The 24,244-nt window shown below is 57.0% G+C and carries 22 protein-coding genes; 7 read left to right on the forward strand and 15 right to left on the reverse strand.

The features are described from left to right. The first annotated feature begins 10 nt into the window (after positions 1-10). The 6 genes from cysQ (at position 11) to BVH74_RS17815 (ending at position 6,118) form a co-directional block, all read left to right on the forward strand. Positions 11-787, forward strand: coding sequence for a 3'(2'),5'-bisphosphate nucleotidase CysQ (cysQ, locus tag BVH74_RS17790; protein ID WP_080051398.1), 777 nt, complete (start codon positions 11-13; stop codon positions 785-787). Between the two features lie 145 nt (positions 788-932). After that, entirely contained in the window at positions 933-1,610 is a 678-nt protein-coding gene (locus BVH74_RS17795) for a TetR/AcrR family transcriptional regulator (protein ID WP_080051399.1), read from the forward strand. Then, complete coding sequence (locus BVH74_RS17800; protein WP_218189153.1) at positions 1,585-2,784, forward strand: sulfotransferase family protein; 1,200 nt, start codon at positions 1,585-1,587, stop codon at positions 2,782-2,784. Before BVH74_RS17795 ends, BVH74_RS17800 begins: the two co-directional genes overlap by 26 nt. Next, complete coding sequence (locus BVH74_RS17805) at positions 2,771-4,183, forward strand: hypothetical protein (protein ID WP_080051401.1); 1,413 nt, start codon at positions 2,771-2,773, stop codon at positions 4,181-4,183. The genes BVH74_RS17800 and BVH74_RS17805 overlap by 14 nt, the downstream gene beginning before the upstream one ends. A gap of 10 nt (positions 4,184-4,193) precedes the next feature. After that, entirely contained in the window at positions 4,194-5,060 is an 867-nt protein-coding gene (locus BVH74_RS17810) for an SDR family NAD(P)-dependent oxidoreductase (RefSeq protein WP_080051791.1), read from the forward strand. 17 nt (positions 5,061-5,077) lie between these two features. After that, a complete protein-coding gene (locus BVH74_RS17815; protein WP_080051402.1) occupies positions 5,078-6,118 on the forward strand; it encodes a TIGR03617 family F420-dependent LLM class oxidoreductase in 1,041 nt (346 codons plus the stop codon). 80 nt (positions 6,119-6,198) lie between these two features. Here the strand turns inward: BVH74_RS17815 and BVH74_RS17820 are convergent, their stop codons facing one another. From BVH74_RS17820 to BVH74_RS17890, 15 genes are all read right to left on the reverse strand, one after another. Then, positions 6,199-7,752, reverse strand: a complete 1,554-nt coding sequence (locus BVH74_RS17820; RefSeq protein ID WP_080051403.1) for an MFS transporter — start codon at positions 7,750-7,752, stop codon at positions 6,199-6,201. A gap of 47 nt (positions 7,753-7,799) precedes the next feature. Continuing rightward, positions 7,800-8,591: an SDR family NAD(P)-dependent oxidoreductase gene (locus BVH74_RS17825; RefSeq protein ID WP_080051404.1), complete on the reverse strand. Its 792-nt coding sequence runs from the start codon at positions 8,589-8,591 to the stop codon at positions 7,800-7,802. A 1-nt stretch (position 8,592) separates the two neighbouring features. Next, a complete protein-coding gene (locus BVH74_RS17830; protein ID WP_080051792.1) occupies positions 8,593-10,284 on the reverse strand; it encodes a class I adenylate-forming enzyme family protein in 1,692 nt (563 codons plus the stop codon). A gap of 305 nt (positions 10,285-10,589) precedes the next feature. Continuing rightward, positions 10,590-11,723 (reverse strand): acyl-CoA dehydrogenase family protein, encoded by a 1,134-nt coding sequence (locus BVH74_RS17835; RefSeq protein WP_080051405.1) that lies wholly within the window; start codon positions 11,721-11,723, stop codon positions 10,590-10,592. 10 nt (positions 11,724-11,733) lie between these two features. After that, positions 11,734-12,924, reverse strand: a complete 1,191-nt coding sequence (locus BVH74_RS17840) for an acyl-CoA dehydrogenase family protein (protein ID WP_080051406.1) — start codon at positions 12,922-12,924, stop codon at positions 11,734-11,736. A 104-nt stretch (positions 12,925-13,028) separates the two neighbouring features. Continuing rightward, positions 13,029-14,510, reverse strand: coding sequence for an FAD-dependent oxidoreductase (locus BVH74_RS17845; protein WP_080051407.1), 1,482 nt, complete (start codon positions 14,508-14,510; stop codon positions 13,029-13,031). A gap of 35 nt (positions 14,511-14,545) precedes the next feature. Next, on the reverse strand, positions 14,546-15,784 hold the full coding sequence (locus BVH74_RS17850; RefSeq protein WP_080051408.1) for an NADH:flavin oxidoreductase: 1,239 nt from the start codon (positions 15,782-15,784) through the stop codon (positions 14,546-14,548). After that, positions 15,774-16,223 carry a nuclear transport factor 2 family protein gene (locus BVH74_RS17855; RefSeq protein WP_231705540.1) on the reverse strand — a complete coding sequence of 150 codons (450 nt, stop codon included), beginning with the start codon at positions 16,221-16,223 and terminating at the stop codon, positions 15,774-15,776. Before BVH74_RS17855 ends, BVH74_RS17850 begins: the two co-directional genes overlap by 11 nt. A gap of 15 nt (positions 16,224-16,238) precedes the next feature. Next, positions 16,239-17,180, reverse strand: coding sequence for an SDR family NAD(P)-dependent oxidoreductase (locus BVH74_RS17860; protein WP_308417525.1), 942 nt, complete (start codon positions 17,178-17,180; stop codon positions 16,239-16,241). A 403-nt stretch (positions 17,181-17,583) separates the two neighbouring features. Further along, positions 17,584-18,750 carry an acyl-CoA dehydrogenase family protein gene (locus BVH74_RS17865; RefSeq protein WP_080051411.1) on the reverse strand — a complete coding sequence of 389 codons (1,167 nt, stop codon included), beginning with the start codon at positions 18,748-18,750 and terminating at the stop codon, positions 17,584-17,586. A 10-nt stretch (positions 18,751-18,760) separates the two neighbouring features. Further along, positions 18,761-19,939, reverse strand: a complete 1,179-nt coding sequence (locus tag BVH74_RS17870; RefSeq protein ID WP_080051412.1) for a lipid-transfer protein — start codon at positions 19,937-19,939, stop codon at positions 18,761-18,763. 12 nt (positions 19,940-19,951) lie between these two features. Continuing rightward, entirely contained in the window at positions 19,952-20,374 is a 423-nt protein-coding gene (locus BVH74_RS17875; protein ID WP_080051413.1) for a MaoC family dehydratase, read from the reverse strand. Further along, a complete protein-coding gene (locus BVH74_RS17880; protein ID WP_080051414.1) occupies positions 20,343-21,479 on the reverse strand; it encodes an acyl-CoA dehydrogenase family protein in 1,137 nt (378 codons plus the stop codon). Before BVH74_RS17880 ends, BVH74_RS17875 begins: the two co-directional genes overlap by 32 nt. 9 nt (positions 21,480-21,488) lie before the next feature. Then, positions 21,489-22,469 (reverse strand): bifunctional MaoC family dehydratase N-terminal/OB-fold nucleic acid binding domain-containing protein, encoded by a 981-nt coding sequence (locus BVH74_RS17885; RefSeq protein ID WP_177344555.1) that lies wholly within the window; start codon positions 22,467-22,469, stop codon positions 21,489-21,491. A 56-nt stretch (positions 22,470-22,525) separates the two neighbouring features. Then, positions 22,526-23,311 carry an SDR family oxidoreductase gene (locus BVH74_RS17890; protein WP_080051415.1) on the reverse strand — a complete coding sequence of 262 codons (786 nt, stop codon included), beginning with the start codon at positions 23,309-23,311 and terminating at the stop codon, positions 22,526-22,528. A gap of 145 nt (positions 23,312-23,456) precedes the next feature. On the opposite strand from BVH74_RS17890, the gene BVH74_RS17895 reads away from it, so the two are divergent. Then, positions 23,457-24,242, forward strand: coding sequence for an enoyl-CoA hydratase (locus BVH74_RS17895; RefSeq protein ID WP_080051416.1), 786 nt, complete (start codon positions 23,457-23,459; stop codon positions 24,240-24,242). Positions 24,243-24,244: the final 2 nt, after the last annotated feature.

Here is a 24,244-nt window from a genome sequence, read left to right on the forward strand (position 1 = left end):
AAACACCAACATGAGTACACAACTATCACTTGGCGAATGGCTGCACACCCTGATACCGCTGGTCAGACAAGCCGGTGAAGCCGTCATGAACTTGTACGACAGCGATTTGAAGGTGCGTGAAAAAGCAGATCGTTCGCCGGTTACCGCCGCCGATATGGCTGCCGAGGCGATTCTGGTCCCAGCACTTGAACGCATCGACCAGGCAATTCCGGTGGTGTCAGAGGAACAGGCCGAGACCGGAATACTACCGGAGGTCGGCGAGTGCTTCTGGCTGGTCGATCCTCTGGACGGTACCAAAGAGTTCATCAGCCGCAATGGTGAATTCACCATCAATGTCGCCCTGATAAAGGCCGGCGAGCCAATTCTCGGTGTTGTATACGCCCCTGCTCTAGACCGCTTGTTTGCCGGTGCCAAGGGACTTGGCGCTTTCGTTGAAGAACAAGACACAAGACGCAGCCTGCACACCCGACAACAGCCAAACGAAGGCCTGACAGTCGTTTCAAGCCGCTCACACGGCGATGACGACGCACTGAGTGGCTTTCTTCGCGATCTGCCGGTTGCTCAGCGCGTCAGCGCCGGCTCATCGCTCAAGCTCTGTCTGGTAGCCGCGGGAGAAGCCGATCTCTACCCACGACTCGGGCGCACCATGGAATGGGATATTGCCGCTGGCGACGCAGTGTTACGCGCCGCTGGTGGCGCAACTCTGACCTTGGACGGAGCACGGTTGCTGTATGGCAAGACCGGCTTCGACAACCCGCATTTTGCCGCTTGGGGCCAGTGCAACTGAGCCACCGTAGGGATATGCCCTCCGGGCAGTATCGGCAAAACCGAATCTGCTCGGATTTATCCTGCATAAGGCCTATGCGCGCGAAATTTTATCGGCGTACAACAAACGACAGGCAGTCCTCAATAACAACAAGAGGGGTAAGACGATGGCAGCACGTACACCGGCCTTGCGCAGAAACCCGACCCAGTCGCGCGCGGAGATGACCTTGCAATCCATTCGCGAAGCCAGCCTCAAAATTCTCGAGAAAGAGGGTTACAAACGCCTGACAACCAACCACATCGCAGAAGTTGCCGGTATCAGTATCGGCACCCTGTATCAGTATTACGCCGACAAGCAAGCGATTGCGGCTGACTTGTGCAACCAGTTGCTGTGGAGTGAGCTCAGCGAGCTGAACCGCTTCGACCAAACCACGTTGGCGCACTTTGAAACATCCCTGGAATGCACCATGGCGTTCTTCGTGCGCGAACATATTGCCCGGCATAAGCGCCTATACCAAAAGCTGAAAACGTTTTATCTCGAGATCCACTGGCAATACGACTTCGAAGACTACATGCGCAGGAAACACCCGCGGAAGCTGAAAACTGTCGAATGGTTGCCGTCAGCGCTAGCCCACCACTCCAGGAATCTGGGCGTTAACAACTACAGCCTGGCCGCAACCTTAGTCATGCACATGATTGAAGGCACTATCCACGCCACCCTGGACCGCGACCCGGAATTGATCATGCATCCCGAGTTCGAAACCGAACTTGTGCATGCGGTACTCGGCTATCTGCATTTCAAGCCAGCGGCCAGCCCGCATGGCGACCATGAACAAGGAGAATGACGTGCTGTTCTATTTTGATTTCACCATGTGGCTGAAAATGCTGAGGATGGCCTCCAAAGAGGCCAGCAGGAAACAACGCTACAAACTCTACAAGCTACTGCTGGTTCGGGTGCCGTTGCGTGCCAGCGTTCACAGCCTGTTCTTCATGCTCGACATGCTGCTGTTTCCCAAACTGTGGTTCACCAAGGTTCGAGAACCCGTTTTCATTATCGGTCATGCTCGAAGTGGCACCACCCTGGCGCATAGGCTCATGAGCGGAGATGAGCGCTTCTCGACTTTTAAATACTACGAGTTGCTGTTGCCCTCGTTACTCCAGAAAAAGCTGGTCCGGCTCGGCGCCTGGCTGGATAGCCACCTGCTACGCGGCTATCTGGAAGGCCGACTTAAGGCTTGGGAGGCACGCAAGTTCGGCCCTACTCAGCACATTCACAAGATGGGCCTGAACATACCCGAGGAGGACGACCTGATGTATTTCAACTCCTGTGCCTCTGGTTTCTGGGCCACCAAATTGCCCTACATGGATTCACTGGATTTTTTCCACATCGATCAGAGACCAGCCCGAAGCCGTCGGCGACTGATGCGCTTCTACCGCAACTGTGTCAAACGCCAGCTCTATATCAACGGCAACAACAAGATTCACTTGAGTAAGAACCCTACCTACTGTGGCCGTGTCGAGTCCCTGCTGGAAGCCTTCCCGGATGCTCGCTTCGTCGTGCTCTACCGCAACCCGTATGAAACCATACCCAGTCTGCTCAAGCTGTTGCATGTCGGCTGGAAACTGCAAGGCAACCTTGCGAGCGAACGCATCCAGCGCTCAACCCGAGAAATGATCAACCTGTCTTATGAAAGCTATTTGTATCCATTGCAGGTGCTGAAGCGCCACCCACAAACGCCGAGCGCGATTATCGACTACCGCGAACTGATCAGCGCCCCACGTCAAGCTATTGAAAAAGTCTATGCCGATCTCGGCTTAACGCTGACGCCGCAATTGAGCACTTTTCTAGACAGGGAAGCGAGCCGCTCAGGCAAACATGAAACAAGCCACAGCTATAGCCTGGCCGAGTTTGGCCTAGCCGACGATGAAATCCATCAGCAACTCGAACCACTGTTTTCCACCTTTGATTGGGAGTTGCCGAACACATTACAAAAGGAGACCGACCATGACCATGCCTGAGAACTATCATGACGACCCCGCTACTCTACAGGTGGCCGAGCAACTTAAAGACGCCTGGGACGCCTTGTGGGAGGATGTTCAGCAAGCCCGCAACTGCGTCGACGACCCCAAGCTTTGGGCTCCACCAGCCTCGCCACGTAATCTGGCGGAAGGCTACCGCTACGTACTTGGCTTTTTGTACGGCTCCATTGCCCGCAGTCTGGGCCCTACAGTGGAAAACCCCTATTTCGTAAGGGCAATCCAGCCCCTTAACCGCTCGACCATCGATAACGCAGACGCCATCTACCTGACCGCACCAATCGACGGCAACTACACCTATAGCATTCGCGGCCGTGTAGGTGATACCAGCGCATGGCGCGCAGAATCAGCGCCAGAAGGAGTACGCAAGGCACCACATTATGTAATTTTCGAGACGCCGAGCGGCTTCTCGGGCGAAAGTGGAAGTCTTAAGGAGCTCAAACCTGGCACTCGCGTCAATTGCGCCGTACTTGACTCCAGCAAGCTCCAGGTAGCTGCCGACGGCAGTTTTGAGATTCTTCTAGCGCCGGAAAAACCCGCAGACTACAACGGCAATTTCATGCTCACGCGCACCACCCGCCAGCGCAAACAGCAGGATGGCTCAGTGATTGAAAAAACCTATGTCGCCCAACAGGTGATGCTGCGTGAACTGTTCTGCGACTGGGCCAACGAAGACCTGATGGAACTGTTCATCTATCGCCATGATCGACTCGGCAAACCCATCGCAGTCTACGATGCCGAACGCGCCACACAGCAGATGCATACCATAGGTACTATCACCCGCAACCAGGTGCATTTCTGGAATGAATTCTATGCAGTCGTTTGCGAGGCCTATGGCGACATGAACGGTGATGGTGAATGCTTTATGCCACGCAACACCTTCAACAAGCCCAATGCCGCCTCGCTGGCAACTGCTGGTGGAATGGCCACCAATGTCTATTGCGGAGGCATCTTCGAACTGGCCGATGACGAGGCCCTTATTGTTGAGCTACACCAGCCTGTCGAGCCTGTTTACATCGGCTTTCACCTCGGCAACATGTGGGGCGAGTCCCTTGAGTTCGGCAGCCATCAGACCAGTCTCAACGGACTGCAGGCACATCGCGATCGCGACAACGTCTACCGCCTGGTAATTGCTCATCATGATCCAGGTATTGCCAACTGGCTGGATACCACGGGGCAACCCGAAGGCTATATGGCAGTGCGCTGGGCCTACCCGGAAAAACCCATGGACAACCTACCCTGGGCTCAAGCGCTCAAGGTTAAGTTCGACGACATTCGCCTGCACCTTCCTGCCGAGACAACTCAAATTACTGCACAGGAGCGCGAACAGGTGATCGCGGTTCGGCAAGAGCATGTGCAACGCCGCTACCGCCATCATTAGAGAGATCATCATGGGCAATATTCTGAACAACAAGATTGCCATCATCACTGGCGCCAGCCGTGGCATTGGTGCTGCTATTGCCGAGCGGTTTGCTGCCGAGGGTGCCAAGGTAGTGATTACCGCCCGTACTAGCGAACCGGGCGCTCGTTTGCCTGGTTCCTTGCAAGAAACCGCCGAGCGCATCCGCGCTCGCGGTGGCGAATGCATGTGCATCAGTGGCGATCTTTCGAAGGAAGCTGACCGCGAACGAATCATCGCCGAAACTCTAGAACAGTGGGGAGGCATCGATATCCTGGTGAACAACGCCGCGTTTGCGCGCTTCAGCCCGACGCATAGGCAGGAGCCGAAGCACGTGCAACTGTCATTGGGAATCAACTTCATCGCACCGCTGCATCTGACACAGTTGGTCGTGCCAGTGATGATCGAACGGGGCGGCGGCTGGATCCTCAATCTGTCCAGTGATACCGCACGCAGACCAGCATCTGGACCCTATCAGACGGATGATCGCGCGTATCGCTTTCACACCGCTGCATCGCCCAACCTCTACGGGGCGACCAAAGCGGCGCTGGAGAGGCTGACAGCAGGCTGGGCCATGGAGCTGGCCAGCGACTCTATTGCACTCAACACTCTAGCACCAGTGGAAGCGGTCGCCAGTGAAGGAGCACTAGACAGCGGCAGTATCGATGAGCTGGCCTTTTTTGAGCCAATTGAATCCATGGCCGAGGCAGCTTTGGCTCTCTGCTCCAAACCACGCGATCAGTTAACCGGACGCATCACCTTTAGCTTGCCATTGCTTGAGGAGCTGGGCATTCCGGTCCGCACGCTGGACGGCCTGACCAAACTCGACAACGTGCCCACAGCACCACAAAAAGCGTAATATCAAGGAGCATCACCATGTTGGAAGTTTTTGCCTCTACCCCAGAGAACCTCGGGCTGGGTGATATCGGTGCCTTCGCGCGTCGCGTTGAAGCCATGGGCTACGATGGGCTGTTCGTCTCCGACGCCATCCATGACGGCCTGCTATTGGCCGGACAGGCGCTGGCCTCCACCAGCCGGCTCAAGGTTGGCACCTCTGTACTCATCGCCTTCCCCCGTAGCCCAATGAACGTAGCTCTGGCCTGCTGGGATCTGCAAAGCATGTCTAGCGGGCGCTTCGAGCTGGGGTTAGGTACTCAGATAAAACAGAACATCGAAGAACGCTATTCCGCTCGCTGGCTTCCACCTGCAGCTGGCATGCGCGAATACCTGGAAGCATTGAGGGCAATCTTTCACAGTTTCCGCACTGGGGAAAGACTAAATTACGAAGGCGAACACTTTCGCTTTACTCGCCTGCAACCCTTTTTCAATCCTGGCCCGATCAATGCACCCGACGTTCCGCTGATGCTTGGTGCCGTAGGTCCAAAGATGCTTGAGCTGGTAGGCTCAACAGCTGACGGCATTCACACACACCCAACAAACACCTCTGTCCGCTACCTGCAGGAGGTCATTCGCCCGCACATCAACAAAGGCCTGGCTATGCGCGATCCACAGTTGCCACCACCTGTGATCAGCGCCAGTCAGTTTGTCGCCACCGGCCCCGATGCAGAAACAGTCGCCGGTGAGCGTGAGCGCTTCCGCGACATGTTGGCTTTCCTGTTTTCCACACCGGCCTACCGCGCTAGCCTGGAATTATTTGGCTGGGAAGAAATTGGCGAACAGCTCCAGCAACTCACCCGTGCCAATCGCTGGCATGACATGCCCAATATTCTTACTGACGAGATTCTCGATACCTTCCTGGTCAGCAGCGACTATGCCGGGCTACCAGACGCACTGGTCAGCCGGTTCAATGGACTGGTAGACCGCGTGACCCTGACGGTGCCTGGCAACCCCAACCATGATGAGGCCTGCGCCGTCGCCATCGCGGAGATTCGCCGCCGAGCCCAAACCCACGCATGAAACAGCTGCGCCAGACCGGACTTCCGGGCTGGCGCAGCAACTCATACTTACCGTTTCAGTTTCACCACACGTATAACGGATTATCCCGAGACAGCCTGAATATCCTTGCGCAAACTCAGCCAGGGACTCAGCAGCAAGGCCAGCAGCAACATCATTAGCAGCAGATAGCCTACATTGTTGATTGCCCCACCCAGAGAAGCCACGGTAATACTTTCAAGCACGTGCCCCACCTCAGCCCCGGAGGCCTGAAGTGCCGCCGCCAGATCAGCGCTGACCTCGGCCGACCGGCGCCCCGCCGCCGCCATCAGCTCGGCCCCCAGAGCATCACCCAGGCCCAGCTCGGCCGCCGTTTCATCCGTTACACGCCGGGTGTGAAACGACGAAGACAAGCCAAAGATTGCCAACGCCAAAGATGAGCCCGTAGGCAAGCCCAAATCACGCAACATGCTGAACAACCCAGATCCGGCACCCGCCTTATGTGGCGGAACCGCTCCCAACGCCAACTTCATCAAGGCGGTACTGTTGGCCCCCATCATGACTCCGATAACGCCCGCCATCACCAGTACTGAGCCCAGCGAAACAGTAGTTTCCATCTGCACAAAGAACAGTATCGCCAGCAGACTGCCGATCAGCGACAGGGTTGCAATGCGCTTGGGCTCAAAATGATCAATCAACTTGCCGGCGATCGGCGAGGCCAGCATAGTGCAACCGAACAGCGCCAAGGTCACCATGCCAAACTGCGCGGCAGAGCCACCGGGGCGATTATTGATAAAGAATGCCAGCGAATAAACCACACCACTGCTAAGCAGCATCTGAATCCAGTAGATCGCGCTGGGAACAGCAAAGCGCCGATCCTTGAGCAGAGCCACATCCAGAATTGGAGCAGCCTGTCGGCCACTGTGTCGCCACAGCGCTATCAGACTCAGCAAACCAACCACCACAACGGCCCAGGTTACCCAGGATGAACGACCGAAATTAGCCGCCCAGGTCGGCAAAGACAGTAATGCAGCGATCGTCAAAAACAGCAACAGCGCCCCAAGACTGTCAAACCGGCCCGCAGGTACTTCGCCATCACTCTCCGGCACCCAGACCAGCAGTGGTACCAACCCCAGAAGCGCCAGGATGCCACTGATGATGTAAACGCTGGGCCAGCCAAAAGCATCAATCAGCAAACCACCCAGCAAGCCGCCACTGGCGGCCCCCAGTGTCATGATAAACATCATGATGCCTAGCGCCATGCCCCGCTGATCCTCGGCAAACAGCCGATTTACATAGCTGAACACTGCCGGGAAGATGAAAGCCACGCCCAGGCCCTGCAAAAAGCGGGCAAAAAGGAAAAACCAGAAGCTTGGCGCCCATGCTGCCATGAACTCGGAAATACCAAATACCACCAGCCCTATGGTAACCATGCGTCGACGACCATACTGATCACCCATGCGCCCCATCATGGGTGCGAACACAGCCACCGCAATGAAATAAAAAATCAGGATCAGCGCGGCCAGGTTTACCGGGATACCAAAATGCGCTGTGACACTGGGCAGAACCGGGGCCTGAAAAGCTGCCGCTTCAATGGTTACGAAGGTTGCAAACAGCAGGGCAATGAAACTTACCCAGGGGTTGGCTTGCTTGTTCATGGATGCCTCTATGTTTGTTGTTGTCAGGCCAGAATCAACTGTGATCCTCAATCTCCTGGCTGTGGAGACCAATGCACACCGTTGATGTGGGCGCCACCGTCGACGAAAAAGGTATTGCCCGTGACATAGCGGCAGTCGTCACTGGCAAGGAAGACGGCCACCGGCCCGATATCATGCAGCGGATCACCGATACGCCCCATCGGGTTGGCTGCTTGCATGGCCGCAGCATTGGCGGGGTTGGCGGCAGCAAAGCGTTGATAAGCCTCGCTGGCAGCGCCAGGGCAAATGATATTGCAGCAAATCTGGTCCGACGCCCATTCCCGGGCAGCGGTGCGCGTCAGGCTGCGCAAAGCTTCCTTGGCAGCGTTGTAGTCGGCACTGTACATGTGGGCATTGACGCCATTGAGCGAGCAGAGATTGATTACCCGACCCGCACCCAACCGGCGAAACTCGGGCAAGGCCGCCTGCATGGCCCAGAAGGCGGCCATCACCGCCATATCAAAAGCGCCACGCAGTTGCTCATCACTCTGACGCTCAATACGCGCCAGCCCCGCCCCCTTCCAGGCGTTGTTGACCAAAATATCCAGGCGACCAAACTTGGTGCAGGTAGCGGAGATCATCTGCTGCACCTGGGCCTTTTTGGTCACGTCCACAGTCATGCTACTGACCCTGTCATGATGCCGCTCACTCAGCTCCCTGACACATGCATCTAGTGCCGTAGTGTTGATATCAATGAGCATGACTCGGGCGCCAGCATTCAGCATAGCTTCGGCAATACCCCGACCTATGCCCATTGCCGCCCCTGTAATCAACGCCGCCTTGTTATCCAGACGCAACATCTCAAACCTCCTGATCAATCCCTAGTGCTTGTTTGATCAAGGGTTTCTGCAGTTTCCCGGTTGCATTACGAGCCAGGGGCTCCGACGTGAACCAGACATGTTCAGGGCATTTATAGGTTGCCAGCTGCTCACGCATGAAGGCACACAAAGCACTCGTCTCTAACGGCTCACGAGAGCGCACAACCAGCCCTACAACTTCACCAAAGCGCGTATCCGGGCAGGCAAAAGCCGCAGCTTCGATCACCGCCGGATGTGTTCCGGCAACCTGCTCGACCTCCTGTGCCGAGATATTCTCACCACCACGAATAATGATGTCTTTAATCCGGTCGGTAATATGGACCATGCCGTGTTCGTTCAGGTAGCCAACGTCGCCACTGAACAACCAGCCATCACGCAAGGCCTCACCGGTCTCCTGAGGGCGTTTCCAGTATCCCTTCATCACTGCAGATGAGCGCAACCAAATCGGCCCCTGTACCCCCGGCGCCATGGGCTTGCTGGGAGTTTCACCAACGACCAGATCAACTATCGGCAGAGGCCAGCCCACACTGCCGGGGAAGTGGACGAACTGCTCACCAGAATGTGCAGCACCAATACCGTTACCTTCGGTCATCCCGTAGCCAGTACCGGCCATGGCCAACGGCTTAACACTCAACAACCGGTCAAGCAAACTACCTGATGCAGCCCCCCCGCCCATGCCCAGAGAGTACAGGCTGGCGGTTGCCTGAGAATCAAAACGCGGGTGATTGAGCAGTTCCTGCATCATCACTGGGGCGCCATTGAACTGGGTACAGCGTTCAGTTTCAATCAGCCTCATGGCTTCATCAACATCCCACTTGTACATGATCACCATGCGCCGGCCATTGCGCAGCATGCTGAGGAACTGAGCGTGCAGACCACTGACATGAAACAGCGGGAAACACAGCAATGCCGTCGGTTGCAGACCTGACTCCATGATCGGCTTGATGCGCTCGGGTGAAGTCATACCGGCCATTGCCGCCTGATAGTCCAGAGCAAACAATGCCTGACCCAAAGCACGATGGCTGGAAACCACACCCTTGGCCCGACTCGTAGTGCCTGAGGTATAGAGAATCAACGCGTCATCGTCAGGAGCTGGCTGGTGTAGACTGGCAGGAGACAATGACAGTTGCATCTGCTGCTCCCAGAATGCCGAAACGGTTTCATCGCCGCTGCCATCAACCAGCAACACCAGGGTGCTGTCGGGCAGCCCCCCCTCAATCTGCTGCCAACGTGCGAGATCACAGATCAGCAGATCCACCTCGGCATCTTCAATACTGTGCAACAGCTCGTCACGCAACCCCCAACTGTTAAGCGGCACGGGTACCACCCCAGCCTGTACGCAGGCTACGAAGGCGATCATCCACTCCGGGCGGTTACGCATGGCAATCGCAGCACGCTGCCCCGGGCGCAAGCCCAGTGACTGTTGCAATGCAGCGGTTAACTGATCTGCTGCCGCGAAAAACTCGGCAACTGTATAGCGCTGCTGCTGCCACAGTAACAAAGGCGCATTACCATGCCGGCGCCCAGCCTGAATAGCTTCAACCAGATTGACTGGAGCATTGCGGAAAGACTTCACCCCAGAGGTATCCGTATCCAGGGCAAAGGGCGACTGGTCATGCAGCAACTGCTGGATACTGGCCTTGGCAGTGTCAAGAAAAGCTTGCGGATTGGTCATGGTCGTGGCCCTGATCTTATTGGTCATCGTCTAGAAGCATGGTGCTTCGCAGAAACATCAGCAGTTGGCGGTCAGCTTCCTACTTGACCGGTTCATCCCGGCCAAAGATGTAGTCTTGTGCAGACAAGTCTCATGGCAGTATCTGCTGTTCATGCCCAGTTGAAATAGCGACTTGCGGTCCAACCAGTGTCGGTAGCTGCCGACTGACGGCCCTTCACTACCAGATAGCATTTTTGTCATTGTTATGTCCTGATATTGCATCAAACGCCATCCAGCCAGCCCTATCGAGGCTGGCTGGAAGTTGATCATGAATTACCCTGGCTCGCCTCAGCATAACGCCGTGCCAGAAACTCCGAATGCCCCAGTTGTGCCTGAGCCAGACGAATACGCTTGAGGTACAGCCCAAGATCATACTCATCGGTGACACCGATACCGCCATGCATCTGCACCGCTTCGTTACTGATCAGTTGAGCTGCCTGGTTGGCCTTCCATTTCGCCAGACTGCTCAGGCGGGCACACTCTGCGGCATTGTCGGCGGTTCGCTCAAGGCACTCGAAAGCACCCATCACTGCACTACGCGCCAGTTGCAATTCGATATAGAGGCGCGCAGCCCGGTGTTGCAAGGCCTGGAAGCTGCCAATAGCTGCATCGAACTGCACACGCGTCTTCAGGTAGTCGATCGTCATCTCAAACAGGGTTTCCGACAGGCCCAGCAACTCGGCCGCCAGACAGGTACGGCCCTGTTCAAGTACTCGCTCAAGAGCATTCTCGGTATTCCCGCAAGCCAGCAGTGCCGAAGCCTCAACCAACGCATCTTCGAATGTCAGCTCGGCCATATTGCGCGCATCGATCATCTGCCGTGGCGAAACACTGACCCCTTGGGTGTCGGCAGGAACGATGAAAATTGCTCGCTGCCCCGCTTCCGAACGGGCCACAACCAACCAGCTATCGGCGCCCTGGGCATCGGCGACCCACACCTTTCGACCGCTCAGACGGTAGCCTTCCGAGGTCTTGCGCGCAATCAGGGAGCAGGTTTCTGGTTGATGCCGTGCACACTCTTCCAAGGCAAGTGCAAAGCGTTTCTCACCACAAATCAGTGCCGGCAACAGAGCTTTCTGGTCAGCAGATCCCAGTTGTTCAATCAGACCGGCGCACAACACGATACTGCTGAGCATCGGTGATGCCGTCAGATGGCGACCAATCTGTTCAAACAGCGGGGCAAACCCGGCAAAGCCAAAATTCAGTCCACCATGCTCTTCAGGCAATGCTACAGCGGACCAGCCCAGCTCGATCATGCCTTCCCAAACCTTGGGGTCGTAACCCAGTGGGCTTTTTTCATCGCGCAGAGCACGCTGAGCGGCAACGGGTGAGCGCGCAGCCAAAAAGTCGCGGGCACTGTCGAGTAGCTGCAGTTGATCTTCGTTATACACCAGGCTCACAGCGTTCTCCTTACTTGGCATCAGGCAGGCCAAGCACACGCTTGGCAATGACGTTCAACTGAACTTCAGATGAGCCGCCAGCAATGGTCTGGGCATAGCTCATCAACCAGGCTCCGGTCAGTTCCAGATCTCGCGGTGAAAATCCCTGCCCTTCCCAACCCAGCGCCTCATGGCCAAGCAATTCCAGCAAAAGTTCGAACTTCTCCCGCTCCTGCTCGCTGTGAACCAGTTTGGAGATGGCCATCAACCCGGAGACATCCTGACGCGCCCGCAGGCTGTCCGTCATACGCCGATTGGTCAGGCTGTAGGCTTCTTCATTCATCATGCAGGCGATGGCTCTCTGATGTAGAACCACTTCATCGGCGCTGGTCGGTTGCGGTAGGCAGCGCTGAAGAAACTCGTCCAGATCGAAATGAGTCGGCAGAGCAAATTCGCTGAACTTCGACATCGCCCGGCGTTCGTGCTGTAAAAGCGCCTTGGCCAGTTTCCAGCCTTCGTTGACCTGCCCGATCAACTGCGATTTGGGCACCCGAACATTGTCGAAGAAAACCTGACAGAAGCTGGATTTGCCGCTGATCAGATCAATCGGGGTCACTGTGACGCCAGGCGACTGCATGTCCAGCACGATCAGGCTGATGCCTGCTTGCTTGGGCACCATCGGACCAGTACGCACCAAGGCATACATCCAGTCAGACTTGTTGCCGTATGAGGTCCAGATTTTGGTGCCGTTGATGACATAGTCATCGCCATCCAGCACCGCACTGGTTCTCAGACTGGCCAGATCAGAGCCGGCATTAGGCTCTGAGAAGCCCTGACACCAGCGTACTTCGCCGCGCGCCATAGGCGGCAGGAAGCGCTGTTTCTGCTCTTCACTGGCGTATTCGAGCAGAACCGGGCCGAGCATCCAGATCCCCAGATTGATCTGCGGTGGGCGACAGCGCAAGCGACGCATTTCCGCCTCAAGAATGGCCAAGTGCTGATGATCCAGGCCACCACCGCCATACTCGCTCGGCCAATCCGGACAGAACCAGCCTTTATCACGCATGCGCTCGAACCAGAGCCGCTGATCCTCATGTTTGAACTCCAGATTGCGGCCGCCCCAAACCATTTCGTCGGATGGCATGGCGGTACGCATCGACGCGGGGCAATTGGCTTCCAGCCAGGCCCTGGTTTCTGCGCGGAAAGCTTCTAGATCACTCATCATCGTACCTGTTGGCGGTTGATGCCGGATCCTCGGACCCGGGGACGGAATTTGATTCTGACTCTACCGACTGTACAGCCGCTCTTCGTCGTCCAGACGGACGATCAGACAACCGATTGACCAGCTGCCTTGCGTCCCGCCTGACGACCAAAAAAGGTGGAATCACCCAGCGAAAGACCAGAGCTGTAGCCCTCGCCCCAGCGCGGCAGACCGCAGGCGGTCCGACCTGCGGCAAACAGTCCGGGGATTGGCTGACCATCAGCATCCAGTACCTCGCCACTGGGCCGAGTGGCCAGACCGCCCAGAGTAAAAGCATGACCCTGGAAGTCCCCCTTGCAATAACTCAGAGCTGCAAACGGAGGCTCGGTCAGTGGTCGTAGCCACTCTGCAGCCTTATGGAAATAGGGATCGTTACCCGTACTCGCCAGGCGATTGAATTCCTCGACCGTATGTACCAGAGCACCTTCCGGCAAGCCCAACTCCCGCTCAACCTCAGCCCAGGTTTCACCTACAGCAGCTATCTGAATATCTTCCTGGATCACCGGACGACCAAAAATTTCGTTGTCGACCAACAACCAGGCACGCCCATCCGGCTGGCGCAGCACATAATGAGCTACCCGGCCGTGATAGCTGTCTTCATTAATGAAGCGCTGCCCACGTCCGTTGATAAAAATCCCCTTGACCAGAGATTCGGGCGGGAAAAATGGCAAGGTGGCAAAAAACTCCTGCATGTTGAGTGTTGCCGCACCAACACTAATGCCCATACGAATGCCCGAACCATCATCATTGCCGCCAGTTACCGGCAACTCACAGTCCAACGCTGCTGGTACAAAACGCTTGACCATTTCACTGTTGCAGATAAAACCACCGGCGCACAGGATCACCCCGCGCCTAGCCCGGACAAAACGCACTACGCCCTCTTCCCGGACTACAGCCCCGATCACTTGCCCGGCATCCACCACCAGCGTCAACGCCCGGGTGTTGTAATGCACATCAGCCCCAAGCTGCACGGCACGCTCACACAACACCTGCATCAGCACCTTGCCGCCACCCCAGCCCGTGAACTGCACTGTATGCCCGCGCGGCGCCGGATTGGCCTTTTCAACATAGGGCCAGGCTTTTTCGTTGCCGGACCAGAGCAAGGTGTCGTCGGTTGGTGGCTCGATCCACTTGCCCGGCAGATAGGTTCCCTTGAATGGTACGCCCTGCTCACGCAGCCAATTGAAATGACTGACTCCGTTGCCAGCATAGATTGCCACCCGCTCGGCATCGGCAGCCGGTCCTCCGGCCATCAGGAGATACTGCTGCAGGTCCTCGGTGCTGTCGACAAACCCATGTTCACGCTGCACATCAGTACCACCACTGCCCCCGACGTAGACCTCGCCCCCCGACAGGCTGGCACTACCACCACCAGCGGCAGCAACTTCCAGCACCAAAACCTCTGCACCGGCCTGGCGCGCCTCAATCGCCGCGCAGGCACCAGCCGCACCAAACCCCACCACCAGCACATCAGTTTCAAGATCCCAGTGCGGCACCTGATCCAACGAGCAGGCCCGGGCGGGAGTAAAGCGTTTTTCGGCACTCATAAACACCTCTTGTTCTTTTTAAAATTACCAGGCGATCAGCCAGCGGCCGGCATACTATTGAGCAAGGGATCACCGGGCTTACCCAGGACGCAAGAAGTGCCCCCCTCGGTATACATCATGGCGACACAACGATTGCAGGCTGTACACCCAGAACGCGTCATGCTGCCGTCACGCAACTGGTTAACCCAAGTCGGGTCATGGATTAACACACGCCCCAAGGCCATGGCCTCAAACCCCTCTGAAATAAGCGTATTGACACCATCAGCGGAGGTCAGGCCGCCAAGATAAGCCAGCGGAATATTGACTGCCGAGCGTACCTGACGGGCATACTTGAGCAGATAAAGCTCACTGAAATCGCGAGGCTTTTCAGCCAACTGCTGCAAATACATCGCGGCCTTCATAATCGGATTGGTTACCACCGCACGGTTTTCCGGCGGAAAAGACGAACCGAACATGGTCGTGATGGATTCGGCATTCATGCCGGCACTGAGCACCAGCATGTGCGCTCCCTCCTCAGCCAGATGCCGGGCGATTTCAACGCCATCCTCTGGACGATTACCGGCACGCACACCGTCAGTCATACTGAATTTGCAGATCACCGCCAGATCATCACCCACGGCATCCAGCACCTGACGCAGCACCTGACGCGGAAAACGCATGCGGTTTGCCAGGCTGCCGCCATATTCGTCACGACGCCGGTTATAAAGCGGCGAAATAAACTGGCTGAGCAGATACCCATGCCCCATGTGTATCTCTACTGCATCAAAACCAGCCTCCCGAGCCAGTCGCGCCCCCTCGGCGAAATCCTCAGCGATACGCTGCATGTCGGTGCTACCCATTGCGCGCTTGAAAAACTGCCCGCTCATGAGCCCGATCTTGTTGAAGCCACCACTCGCCGACAACGGACGCCGCTTACCTTCGACCTTGGTAAAGGTGAAACAACCTCCATGGGTGATTTGTGCCGACACCGCGCCACCGGCTGCATGCACCGCATCGGTTAGCACTCGCAGATGCGGCAGCGTAGCCCGATCCAGACGAATCTGACTGGGCAGCGTGCAGCCATCAGCACTGACAGCACAGTAGGCAACCGTCGTCAGAGCGGCACCGCCCGCAGCCATTGCCGCGTGAAACTCAACCAATTGCCGTGAAGGCACGCCTTGTGGCGACATACCTTCATTGGTTGCCGACTTGATGAAGCGATTCTTCAGTAGCAGCGGCCCGATCTGTAACGGCGTAAAGGCCTGTTCGATAGACGACAAGGCATTATTCGACATTGTGCTCTCCCAAATGACGACCATTAACCACCGAGTGCAGACGGCAAACGCTCTCGACGATACGCCAGCCTTCGCTGGTTTTTCGATAGCGATCCAGATATACGCCTCCAAGCTGACGCGTCAGCCCGGTATCTGCATCCAGGTTGAAGTAATACAACGCCCAACGCGCCTGAGCCCACTCATCACCATCCAGAGTGATTTCCGGGTTGGCTCCATGGTGCAGGTCAACCACCTGAGGACGACAAGCCATATGCCGGTAGACCTCGATAAAGTCATCGCGGTTGCTGAAAGTGCCAACCGGGCCGAAGTCGATCCAGATTTCCCCGGCGGCGAAACAGTCACGAATCGCATCGATGTCTTTCTGGTCACAGGCGTTGAGGTAGCGATGTTTCAGTGTACGAATGGCCTCAAGGTCTTCGAGGCGAATCAGTCGTTGCAACAACGCATCCACTGTTCAGCCCACCCTGGCCGGATTCACGCCACGCGGACCACCCAGCTGGTTGCGTAACGACGCTGGCTGACGCCCATCAAGATCTTGCAAGCCGTAGGTCAGTGCCTGCTCGGCAACAATCAGGGCCTGACCGCTAAGTTGCTTGAGATCTGGATCGTTCAGCAGGGCATGAATCAGATTACCGGTGAATTCCGGCGTCTCGGCCCGATCCAAAAATGCGGCGTACTCGGCACCCACACTAGCGCCGGCTAACGCACTGCGCTCTGTTTTCTGCAGTCCCAGCCAGAGCGATACAGCCGATACCGCCGTCGTTTCCAGGTCCACCGCCATATCGGCTGCCATCTTGTCACAGCCCGCTTTCTGTGCGCCGTAAGCCGGGCCATGCATGTAACAGTTGGCGCCATAGCTGGAAATAAATGCGATCAAACCCTGCCTGCTACGCAGCAGCAACGGCATAGCCAAACAGCTGGCGACATAGGCCGAGCGCAACCCGACATCGAGCATACCGGCCATATCCAGTGGCTTGTCCCAGAACGGGCCTGGTTCGATTAGCTGTGCAGGGAGAAAAGTCGCGTTATTGACCAACAGATCAAGCCGCCCCTGCTCCAGCTCTATGCGCTTGAATAGCGCAGCGACCTGCACATCATCGGCATGATCACACAGTACCGGTATCGCTTGGCCGCCAGCGGCACAGACGTCCGCCGCTGCCTGGCGCAAGTTACCTGACAACGGCTGGCCGTTGACTACGTCTGTGCCATTACCATCCCAGGTACGACCGCTTAGGTATACCGTCATCCCTTTTGCACCAAGAGCCCGGGCTATGCCGCAGCCAACGCCCCGGCTGGCCCCGGTCACAAGAGCGACTCGTGGTGAATTGTTATCGTTCATGGCTTGTTTCCCTGATCGCTTGCACCCGATTCTGAGAACAGCAACCTGCGCCGACATCGTCTGAGTGGACGATACCTGCCACTGGTCAGCAACCAGCACACCTAACCCGTTTGGACGAGGCAGCAACCCTGCGAACCCGCAATAGTGTCAGCCTGTATTAGTTGTTTTCCCGGCTCACACAAACTCAAGAAGAGGGCCTGAGATGAAAAAAACAAAAACGCATCTGTGGGTATTTGGCTCAGTAACCGTGTTTCTGGCGATCCTCATAACTGCAGCCTTGCATGCTCCGCACCCCCAGCCCAAGCACCCCCAGTGCCATAGCAATGGCCAATTCTGTTACACCCAGTCGTTGCACGTTCTCAAGTTGTTACCTTGAGCGATCAGCAACCTAGCCCCAAAGCCTGACACCGCCATAAACGCAAAAGGCCAGCTTCAAGCTGGCCTTTTGCGTTGCTGACAATCAGCGGGAACGAGGCATACCCAACCCGAACTGAGCGATCAACTCGCGCTGGATTTCATTGGTCCCTCCGCCAAAGGTCAAGGTTACGCACGCCCGTACATCGTACTCCAGCTCGCCCATCAAAAAGGCTGCCGTACTGCCGTCACGCACCAGACCATTAGCACCAACCACCTCAGTCAATTTGCGCAGAATATCCACTACAGACTCTGAACCATAGACCTTGGTCACCGATGCCAGTGCCACATCCATCTTGCCTTGTTCCAGATCGGCAGCAATCCGGAAGTTGATCAGCCGCATGGCATCAATCCGGGCATAACACTCAGCCAAAAGCTGGCGAACCCAGCCCTGATCCATCGCACGACGCCCTGACTCATCAGGCTCCTTGGCCCACAGGTAAACCTTGCGGAACATGCCGACCACGCGATCAGACCAGGAACCCAGCCCCAAACGCTCATGATTAAGCTGCGCGGTGACCAGTTGCCAGCCTTTGTGCAGCTCACCCACCAGCCGGTTTTTCGGAACGACAACGTTGTCATAATAGGTCGCAGCCGTTGGATTACTGCAGGTCGGGATCAGGGTATGCGAGAACCCCTCGCTACGGCAGTCGACGATCAGGATCGAGATCCCCTTGTGCCTAGGCTCCTGCGGATTGGTTCGGGCTGCCAGCCAAACATAGTCCGCTGAGTGCGCGCCGGACGTCCACAGCTTGTTGCCATTAACCACAAAATGCTCATCTTCAACCCGAGCCGTGGTTTTCAGGGTAGCCAGGTCCGAACCAGCTCCAGGCTCGGAATAGCCGATGGCGAAATGGATTTCACCTGCGGCGATACCCGGCAAGAAAGCCTCCTTCTGCTCGTCGGTGCCATAACTCATCAACGCTGGACCAACCGTACTAATAGTTACGAACGGCAATGGAGCCCCTGCGATATTGGCTTCCTCGAAAAAGATCAGTTGTTCGGTCGGCCCATAACCCTGCCCGCCATAGGCCTTAGGCCAGCCAACCGCAAGCCAGCCATCCTTGCCCATCTGCCGTACCAGCCGGTGCGAGGTCTCACTCCCCTCGGCACCGCGCAACTCCTGGCGCAGCTCATCAGTCATCAGGCCATTGAAGTAGTCGCGCACTTTCAGGCGCAGTTCCCGTTGTTCCGCTGTCAGATCAACGTACATAACCACCTCCTCAGGCAATACCCAAAATCAGGCCACTAGTCGGCACCCCGGTCCCAGCGGTAACCAGCACGTTTTCAACCTTGTCCACCTGGTTGACCGAACTACCCCGTACCTGACGCACTCCTTCGGCAATACCGTTCATACCATGGATGTAGGCCTCACCTAACTGACCACCATGGGTATTGATCGGCAAACGACCGCCACGGGCATGCTGACCGGCTCGAATGAACTCCTTGGCCTCACCACGCTCGGCAAACCCGAACTCCTCCAACTGCGGCAAGACAAAGGGCGTGAAGTGGTCATAGATAACCGCTGTCTGAATGGCATCAGGCCCCAGACCAGACTGGCGATACACCTCCTTGGCAACCACACCCATTTCCGGCAAGCCGGTAATATCTTCGCGATAGAAAGACGTCATGCTCTGCTGCCCGTCGGCAATTCCCTGCGACGCGCCTTTGATGATCACCGGCTTCTGCCGCAGATCCCGTGCACGCTCAACCGAGGTGATAACCATGGCTACAGCACCATCGGATTCTTGGCAGCAGTCCAGCAAATGCAGGGGTTCGCATATCCAGCGTGACTCTTGGTGCTCCTCAAGGGTAATCGGCTTCTGGAAGAAGAACGCTGCCGGATTGGTCGCAGCAAAGTCGCGTGCAGCCACTGCTACCCGACCAAAGTCTTCAGAAGTCGCACCGTAGGTATGCATATAGCGCTGGGCAAACATACCCACCCAGGCCGCCGGAGTATGAAAGCCATGCGGCATGTACCAGCCATAATTGACATTATCGAAGATCGGCGTGGCGCCAAAGCCATAGCTGCCGGTACCGAAGCGATACCAGGAACGCTCATTCATGGCCCGGTAAACCACTACGGTTTTCGCAACGCCGGTGGCTACCGCCATCGCTGCATGCATCACCGGACCGCAGGCGGCCCCCCCACCATGGGGGACCTGAGAGAAAAACCGTACATTGTTGCAGCCCAGCAGACGTGCAATCTCATACTCAGGGACCTTGTCGACCGAATAGGAGCTGAAACCATCAACATCCTTAGGGTCGATACCAGCATCCGCTAATGCTGCCAGGGTAGCCTCCATTGCCAGTCGCAGCTCGGTGCGCCCGGAATTCTTGGAAAACTCGGTGGCACCCAGGCCCACAATGGCTGCCTTGCCGGAAAGCAATGCATCACTCATGTAATTTCTCCGTTACGCGGGCAGAACCACTGTGACCTTGCCGGTCGCGTGATTACCCATGGAATTCTTGCCCTTGAGACTGACTACCAGCGTATTACTGGCCTCGTCCCGCTCGGTGACCTCGCCGAAAAAGGTCATGGTGTCGCCCGGATAGTTCGGCACACCCAGCTTGATCTGGATGTCCTTGAACGTCGCCTGCGGGCCAGCCCAGCCTTCGACAAACCGCTGCACCAGCGCCGTGGTGGTGAGAATGTTCATAAAGATGTGTGGCGAGCCCAGTTCACGTGCCGCGTCGGCATCATGGTGGCCGGCAAAATAGTCACGCGTGGCAATCGCACCACCATTGATAAGGGTAACGGTGACCGGAATCGCCAGCTCGGGCAACTGCTCGCCCAGGCGTGTATCAGCAAAGGCTCTGGTTTTCATCGAGGTCATATTTCCATCCAAGCTTGTCATTGTTGGCCAACCAGTCCCCCAGACGTTCGAGGCTGGCAGCGGAACCGCCGAGCACCTGACTCAGGTAACGGCTCCAGTAAAGGAAACGATGGATCGGATAAGTCAGATCGACACCGATCCCGCCATGCACGTGCTGGGCCTTGTGGCCAACCAGATGCGCCATTTCAGTACACAGATAGCGTGTCGCTAACGCTTCAGAGTCACTGGCCAGACTGTTGTCCAGCCGGTAGCAGAGCTGGAACAGTGCGCTGCGCAACGCCTCAATGGCGATATGGGCATCCGCCATGCTCACCTGCACAGCTTGGAAGGTAGCGATCGGCCGGTCGAACTGAACACGTTGATTGACATATTCCACCGTACGGCGGACTTGCTCTTCACTGACACCCAACTGCAGCGCCGCCGTCGCAGCAATCGCGCGCTGCTCCAGCCAAGCCACGGCCTGAACCGGCAGAATCTGATCGCCACTGAGCACCACCTGATGGCAGTGCACATCGGCCACCGCAAGGCCATGGTTGTAAGTCCCCTCAACCAGCTCTACCCCGTCGCTACGCGGGTCCAGCAAGACCAGATGTACCCCTTCCTCAGACTCGGCCAGCACCAGCAAACGCTGAGCCTGGGCGGCGACATCAACAGCCCCAACCGAACCTTGCAGCAGCAGATGTCCATCGGACTGCTCCAGTTGCAGGCCAATACCGTGGCTGGCTGCCAGACCATTGAGGGAGAAGCTCATCAGCAACTCGCCAGTGGCTGCCTGCTGCACCAGATCCGCCATAGCATCACCCGCGAATCGGGCCACGCAGGAGGCTGCCAACTGGTGCTGCCACAAGGGCACTTGGCCAAGCCCCGCCCCCTGAGCCTTGAGCACACAATACAGATCGGTGATACCCATACCACTGCCGCCAAAGGCTTCCGGAATGGTCAGAGCATGCAGGCCAGTCTCAATACAGGTTTGCCACAGCGGCTGCATGAATGGCTGGGCATCGAGGTCAAACTCGCGCATACGCTCGTCAGTGCAATAATCACGAAACACACTCTCGGCCATTTCGGCGATAGCGCGCTGATCATCAGTCAGAGAAAAATCCATGGCGGCTCCTTATTCAGTGACCGGCCGGAATTGCGGCAGGGTTTGCTGGTCATCAAAACGCTGGAATTCCACCTGGACACGCTGCCCAATGGCCAGCTCATCCTTGTCGACCCCGATCAAACCGGCAATCAGCCGCACGCCCTCATCCAGCTCAATCAAACCGATCGGGTTGGGGTATTCAAAGGGCGGGACTTCGGGATAGTGCATGACCACAAACGAGTAGATCTGCCCCTTGCCCGTAGACTCCACGGTATCCCAGGCAAAACTGTGGCATTTTGAGCACACGGGCCCCGGCGGATGACGCAGAGTTTTACAGTCCTGACAACGCTGAATCAGTAGCTTGCCGGCCTCGCAGCCTTCCCAGAAGAAACGGGTATCATCGCTGACACCAGGCAACGGGCGCTTGACGGACTTGGCCTCGGCTTTTTTCTCGGTGTTCTGCGCCTGTGGCCGTTGAGCCGGCTTGAACTTGAACACTCGGAACAATTGCCGACCAATAGGCTCATCAACACCGTCGTTCTCGGCCTGAACGAAATAGCTCATCAGCACCGTAACGAAGAAACCGGTTCCCAGCGGGGTGGTCTTTTCTTCGCTGACGCTGTCCAGCTTGCTGGTAAAGTACAGGCGCTCACCGGCGACTATCTGACGGTCGAAATAAAGGTCAGAGTTCACCGCCACAACTGCCGGATAGCCGTAAGGCTCGATGACCTTGAGCACCTCGAAATTGTTCTCCGTGCTAGACCCCTCAGGGAAGCTCTCCTGGTCCAGCCCACCCATGCACCAGACCTGCAACATGCCAGGTGGCGCTACCACATCTGCATACCCCTGATCGCGGGCAAAGGCAGCGTCGGTATACAACGGATTATTGATGCCCATGATCTCGCACCAGTGCCGGATCATCGGAGCGTTCACCCGGTCCCAGGCATAGACACGACCGTATTCGCGTCCGACCATGGCCTGTACCTTGTCGAGTAGTTCTTGATCAGCCAAGTTCGTCTCCTGATTGTTCTAATGGACAATGCCGAATCAGGCACAGTCGGGTTGGATCACGCCATGCCGGCGGTCGAAGCAGCCAGAAACGCTGGCTTCTCGCCTCCGCCATGCAACAGCAGGTTGGTACCACTGAAATAAGCCGCCATCGGAGAGGCAGCGAAGACACAGGCATTGGCGATATCCTGCGGATCACCCATGCGACCGACAGGAATGGTCTGACCGACCGCTGCGATACCCGCAGCATCGCCATAATGCAAATGAGATTGCTCGGTCTGGATAAGACCAGGACTGATGCACAACACCCGTACACGCGGCGCCCATTCAACCGCCAGAGAGCTGGCCAGTGACACGATGCCGGCCTTTGCCGCACCATAAGCAGCCGTACCAGGCGATGGGCGCGATGCGCTGACCGAGCCAATGAAAATGATCACGCCACCTTCAGCCTGCTGTTGCATCAACTGGTTGGCTTGCTGGGCGGTGTTTAAAGGAGCGAGCAGGTTGAGCCGCAGAATGCTTTCGCTAAAGCGTGGCGATGCTGTCGCCGCGTCCACATGCGGACTACCACCGGCATTGTTGATCAAAACATCGAGCCGGCCGTAATGCTCGCTGACGGCGGCAAACACTCCTGCCATGGCTTCTACATCACGCACATCAGCCGCCATGAACCGGGCACTGCGCCCCGCCGCCTGCGGCAGATGTTCCGGCTGTTGGCGACCACAAACGACAACCTGGGCACCCGCAGCCAGGAAACCACAGGCTATCCCAGCTCCAATACCTTTGGTCCCGCCGGTGATCAGTACCACTTTGCCGCTGAAGTCGAGTTGATTGGGGGAGTGCATCCGACATTCCTCTTGCGAAGTCATGCCCTCACTCTATTGGCTGTGTCACCCGGGCTCTTCGTCTGAACGGACGATGAATGCCACCTTCACGCTCCCGACAATCATCAGTATCGCCATACTGCCGTTCACTTTTGGAGCAATGCCCATGTCGGATACAGACCCTGCCATTCTGCTGCTTGAACACCCAGCCCCCGGAGTCGCCCGCCTGACCCTGAACCGCCCGAAGGTAAGCAACGCTCTGAGTCTGGACCTGCAGGCAGCGCTGTCCGAACAGTTCAGCTTGCTGGCAACAGATCCCGATGTGCGCTGCATCATTCTTACTGGCGGCGATACGGTTTTTGCCGCCGGTGGCGACATATCCAGCATGGCTGGCGTTGGCCCGATCGATATCGTGCAACGTCACACTGAACGCGTCTGGGCTCCCATACAACATTGCCCCAAGCCGGTGATCGCCGCTGTGTGTGGTTACGCCTACGGCGGAGGCTGTGAGCTAGCCATGCATGCCGACATCCTTATCGCCGGCAAGAGTGCACGCTTCTGCCAGCCGGAAATTCGCATTGGCATCATGCCTGGCATTGGCGGAACTCAACGCCTGGTACGCGCGGTTGGCAAGGCCAAAGCCATGCAGATGGCCCTTACCGGGCGCCCAATCACTGCGGAGGAAGCCTGGGTCAGCGGTCTGGTCAGCGAAGTGGTCGATGATCAACAGGTTCAGAGCGTTGCTCTGGAACAGGCCAGTCTGATTGCTGGCATGCCGCCCTTGGCGGCAGAACAGATCAAGGAAGTCATTCTTGCCGGCATGGATGCCTCGCTGGAGGCTGGCTTGGCACTTGAGCGCAAGGCCAATGCCCTACTGTTCGCCTCGCAGGATCAGAAAGAAGGCATGCAAGCCTTTATTGAAAAACGCCGGCCCAGGTTCAGCGGCCAATAAAC

The sequence above is a fragment of the Halopseudomonas phragmitis genome, assembly GCF_002056295.1.
In the GTDB taxonomy this organism is placed as follows: domain Bacteria; phylum Pseudomonadota; class Gammaproteobacteria; order Pseudomonadales; family Pseudomonadaceae; genus Halopseudomonas; species Halopseudomonas phragmitis.

Bases quoted from the DNA above. Each gene is read 5' to 3' on its own strand.
- cysQ (WP_080051398.1), top strand. From the start codon at position 11: ATGAGTACACAACTATCACTTGGCGAATGGCTGCACACCCTGATACCG.
- BVH74_RS17795 (WP_080051399.1), top strand. From the start codon at position 933: ATGGCAGCACGTACACCGGCCTTGCGCAGAAACCCGACCCAGTCGCGC.
- BVH74_RS17800 (WP_218189153.1), top strand. From the start codon at position 1,585: ATGGCGACCATGAACAAGGAGAATGACGTGCTGTTCTATTTTGATTTC.
- BVH74_RS17805 (WP_080051401.1), top strand. From the start codon at position 2,771: ATGACCATGCCTGAGAACTATCATGACGACCCCGCTACTCTACAGGTG.
- BVH74_RS17810 (WP_080051791.1), top strand. From the start codon at position 4,194: ATGGGCAATATTCTGAACAACAAGATTGCCATCATCACTGGCGCCAGC.
- BVH74_RS17815 (WP_080051402.1), top strand. From the start codon at position 5,078: ATGTTGGAAGTTTTTGCCTCTACCCCAGAGAACCTCGGGCTGGGTGAT.
- BVH74_RS17820 (WP_080051403.1), bottom strand. From the start codon at position 7,752: ATGAACAAGCAAGCCAACCCCTGGGTAAGTTTCATTGCCCTGCTGTTT.
- BVH74_RS17825 (WP_080051404.1), bottom strand. From the start codon at position 8,591: ATGTTGCGTCTGGATAACAAGGCGGCGTTGATTACAGGGGCGGCAATG.
- BVH74_RS17830 (WP_080051792.1), bottom strand. From the start codon at position 10,284: ATGACCAATCCGCAAGCTTTTCTTGACACTGCCAAGGCCAGTATCCAG.
- BVH74_RS17840 (WP_080051406.1), bottom strand. From the start codon at position 12,924: ATGAGTGATCTAGAAGCTTTCCGCGCAGAAACCAGGGCCTGGCTGGAA.
- BVH74_RS17845 (WP_080051407.1), bottom strand. From the start codon at position 14,510: ATGAGTGCCGAAAAACGCTTTACTCCCGCCCGGGCCTGCTCGTTGGAT.
- BVH74_RS17850 (WP_080051408.1), bottom strand. From the start codon at position 15,784: ATGTCGAATAATGCCTTGTCGTCTATCGAACAGGCCTTTACGCCGTTA.
- BVH74_RS17860 (WP_308417525.1), bottom strand. From the start codon at position 17,180: ATGTCGGCGCAGGTTGCTGTTCTCAGAATCGGGTGCAAGCGATCAGGG.
- BVH74_RS17865 (WP_080051411.1), bottom strand. From the start codon at position 18,750: ATGTACGTTGATCTGACAGCGGAACAACGGGAACTGCGCCTGAAAGTG.
- BVH74_RS17870 (WP_080051412.1), bottom strand. From the start codon at position 19,939: ATGAGTGATGCATTGCTTTCCGGCAAGGCAGCCATTGTGGGCCTGGGT.
- BVH74_RS17875 (WP_080051413.1), bottom strand. From the start codon at position 20,374: ATGACCTCGATGAAAACCAGAGCCTTTGCTGATACACGCCTGGGCGAG.
- BVH74_RS17880 (WP_080051414.1), bottom strand. From the start codon at position 21,479: ATGGATTTTTCTCTGACTGATGATCAGCGCGCTATCGCCGAAATGGCC.
- BVH74_RS17890 (WP_080051415.1), bottom strand. From the start codon at position 23,311: ATGCACTCCCCCAATCAACTCGACTTCAGCGGCAAAGTGGTACTGATC.
- BVH74_RS17895 (WP_080051416.1), top strand. From the start codon at position 23,457: ATGTCGGATACAGACCCTGCCATTCTGCTGCTTGAACACCCAGCCCCC.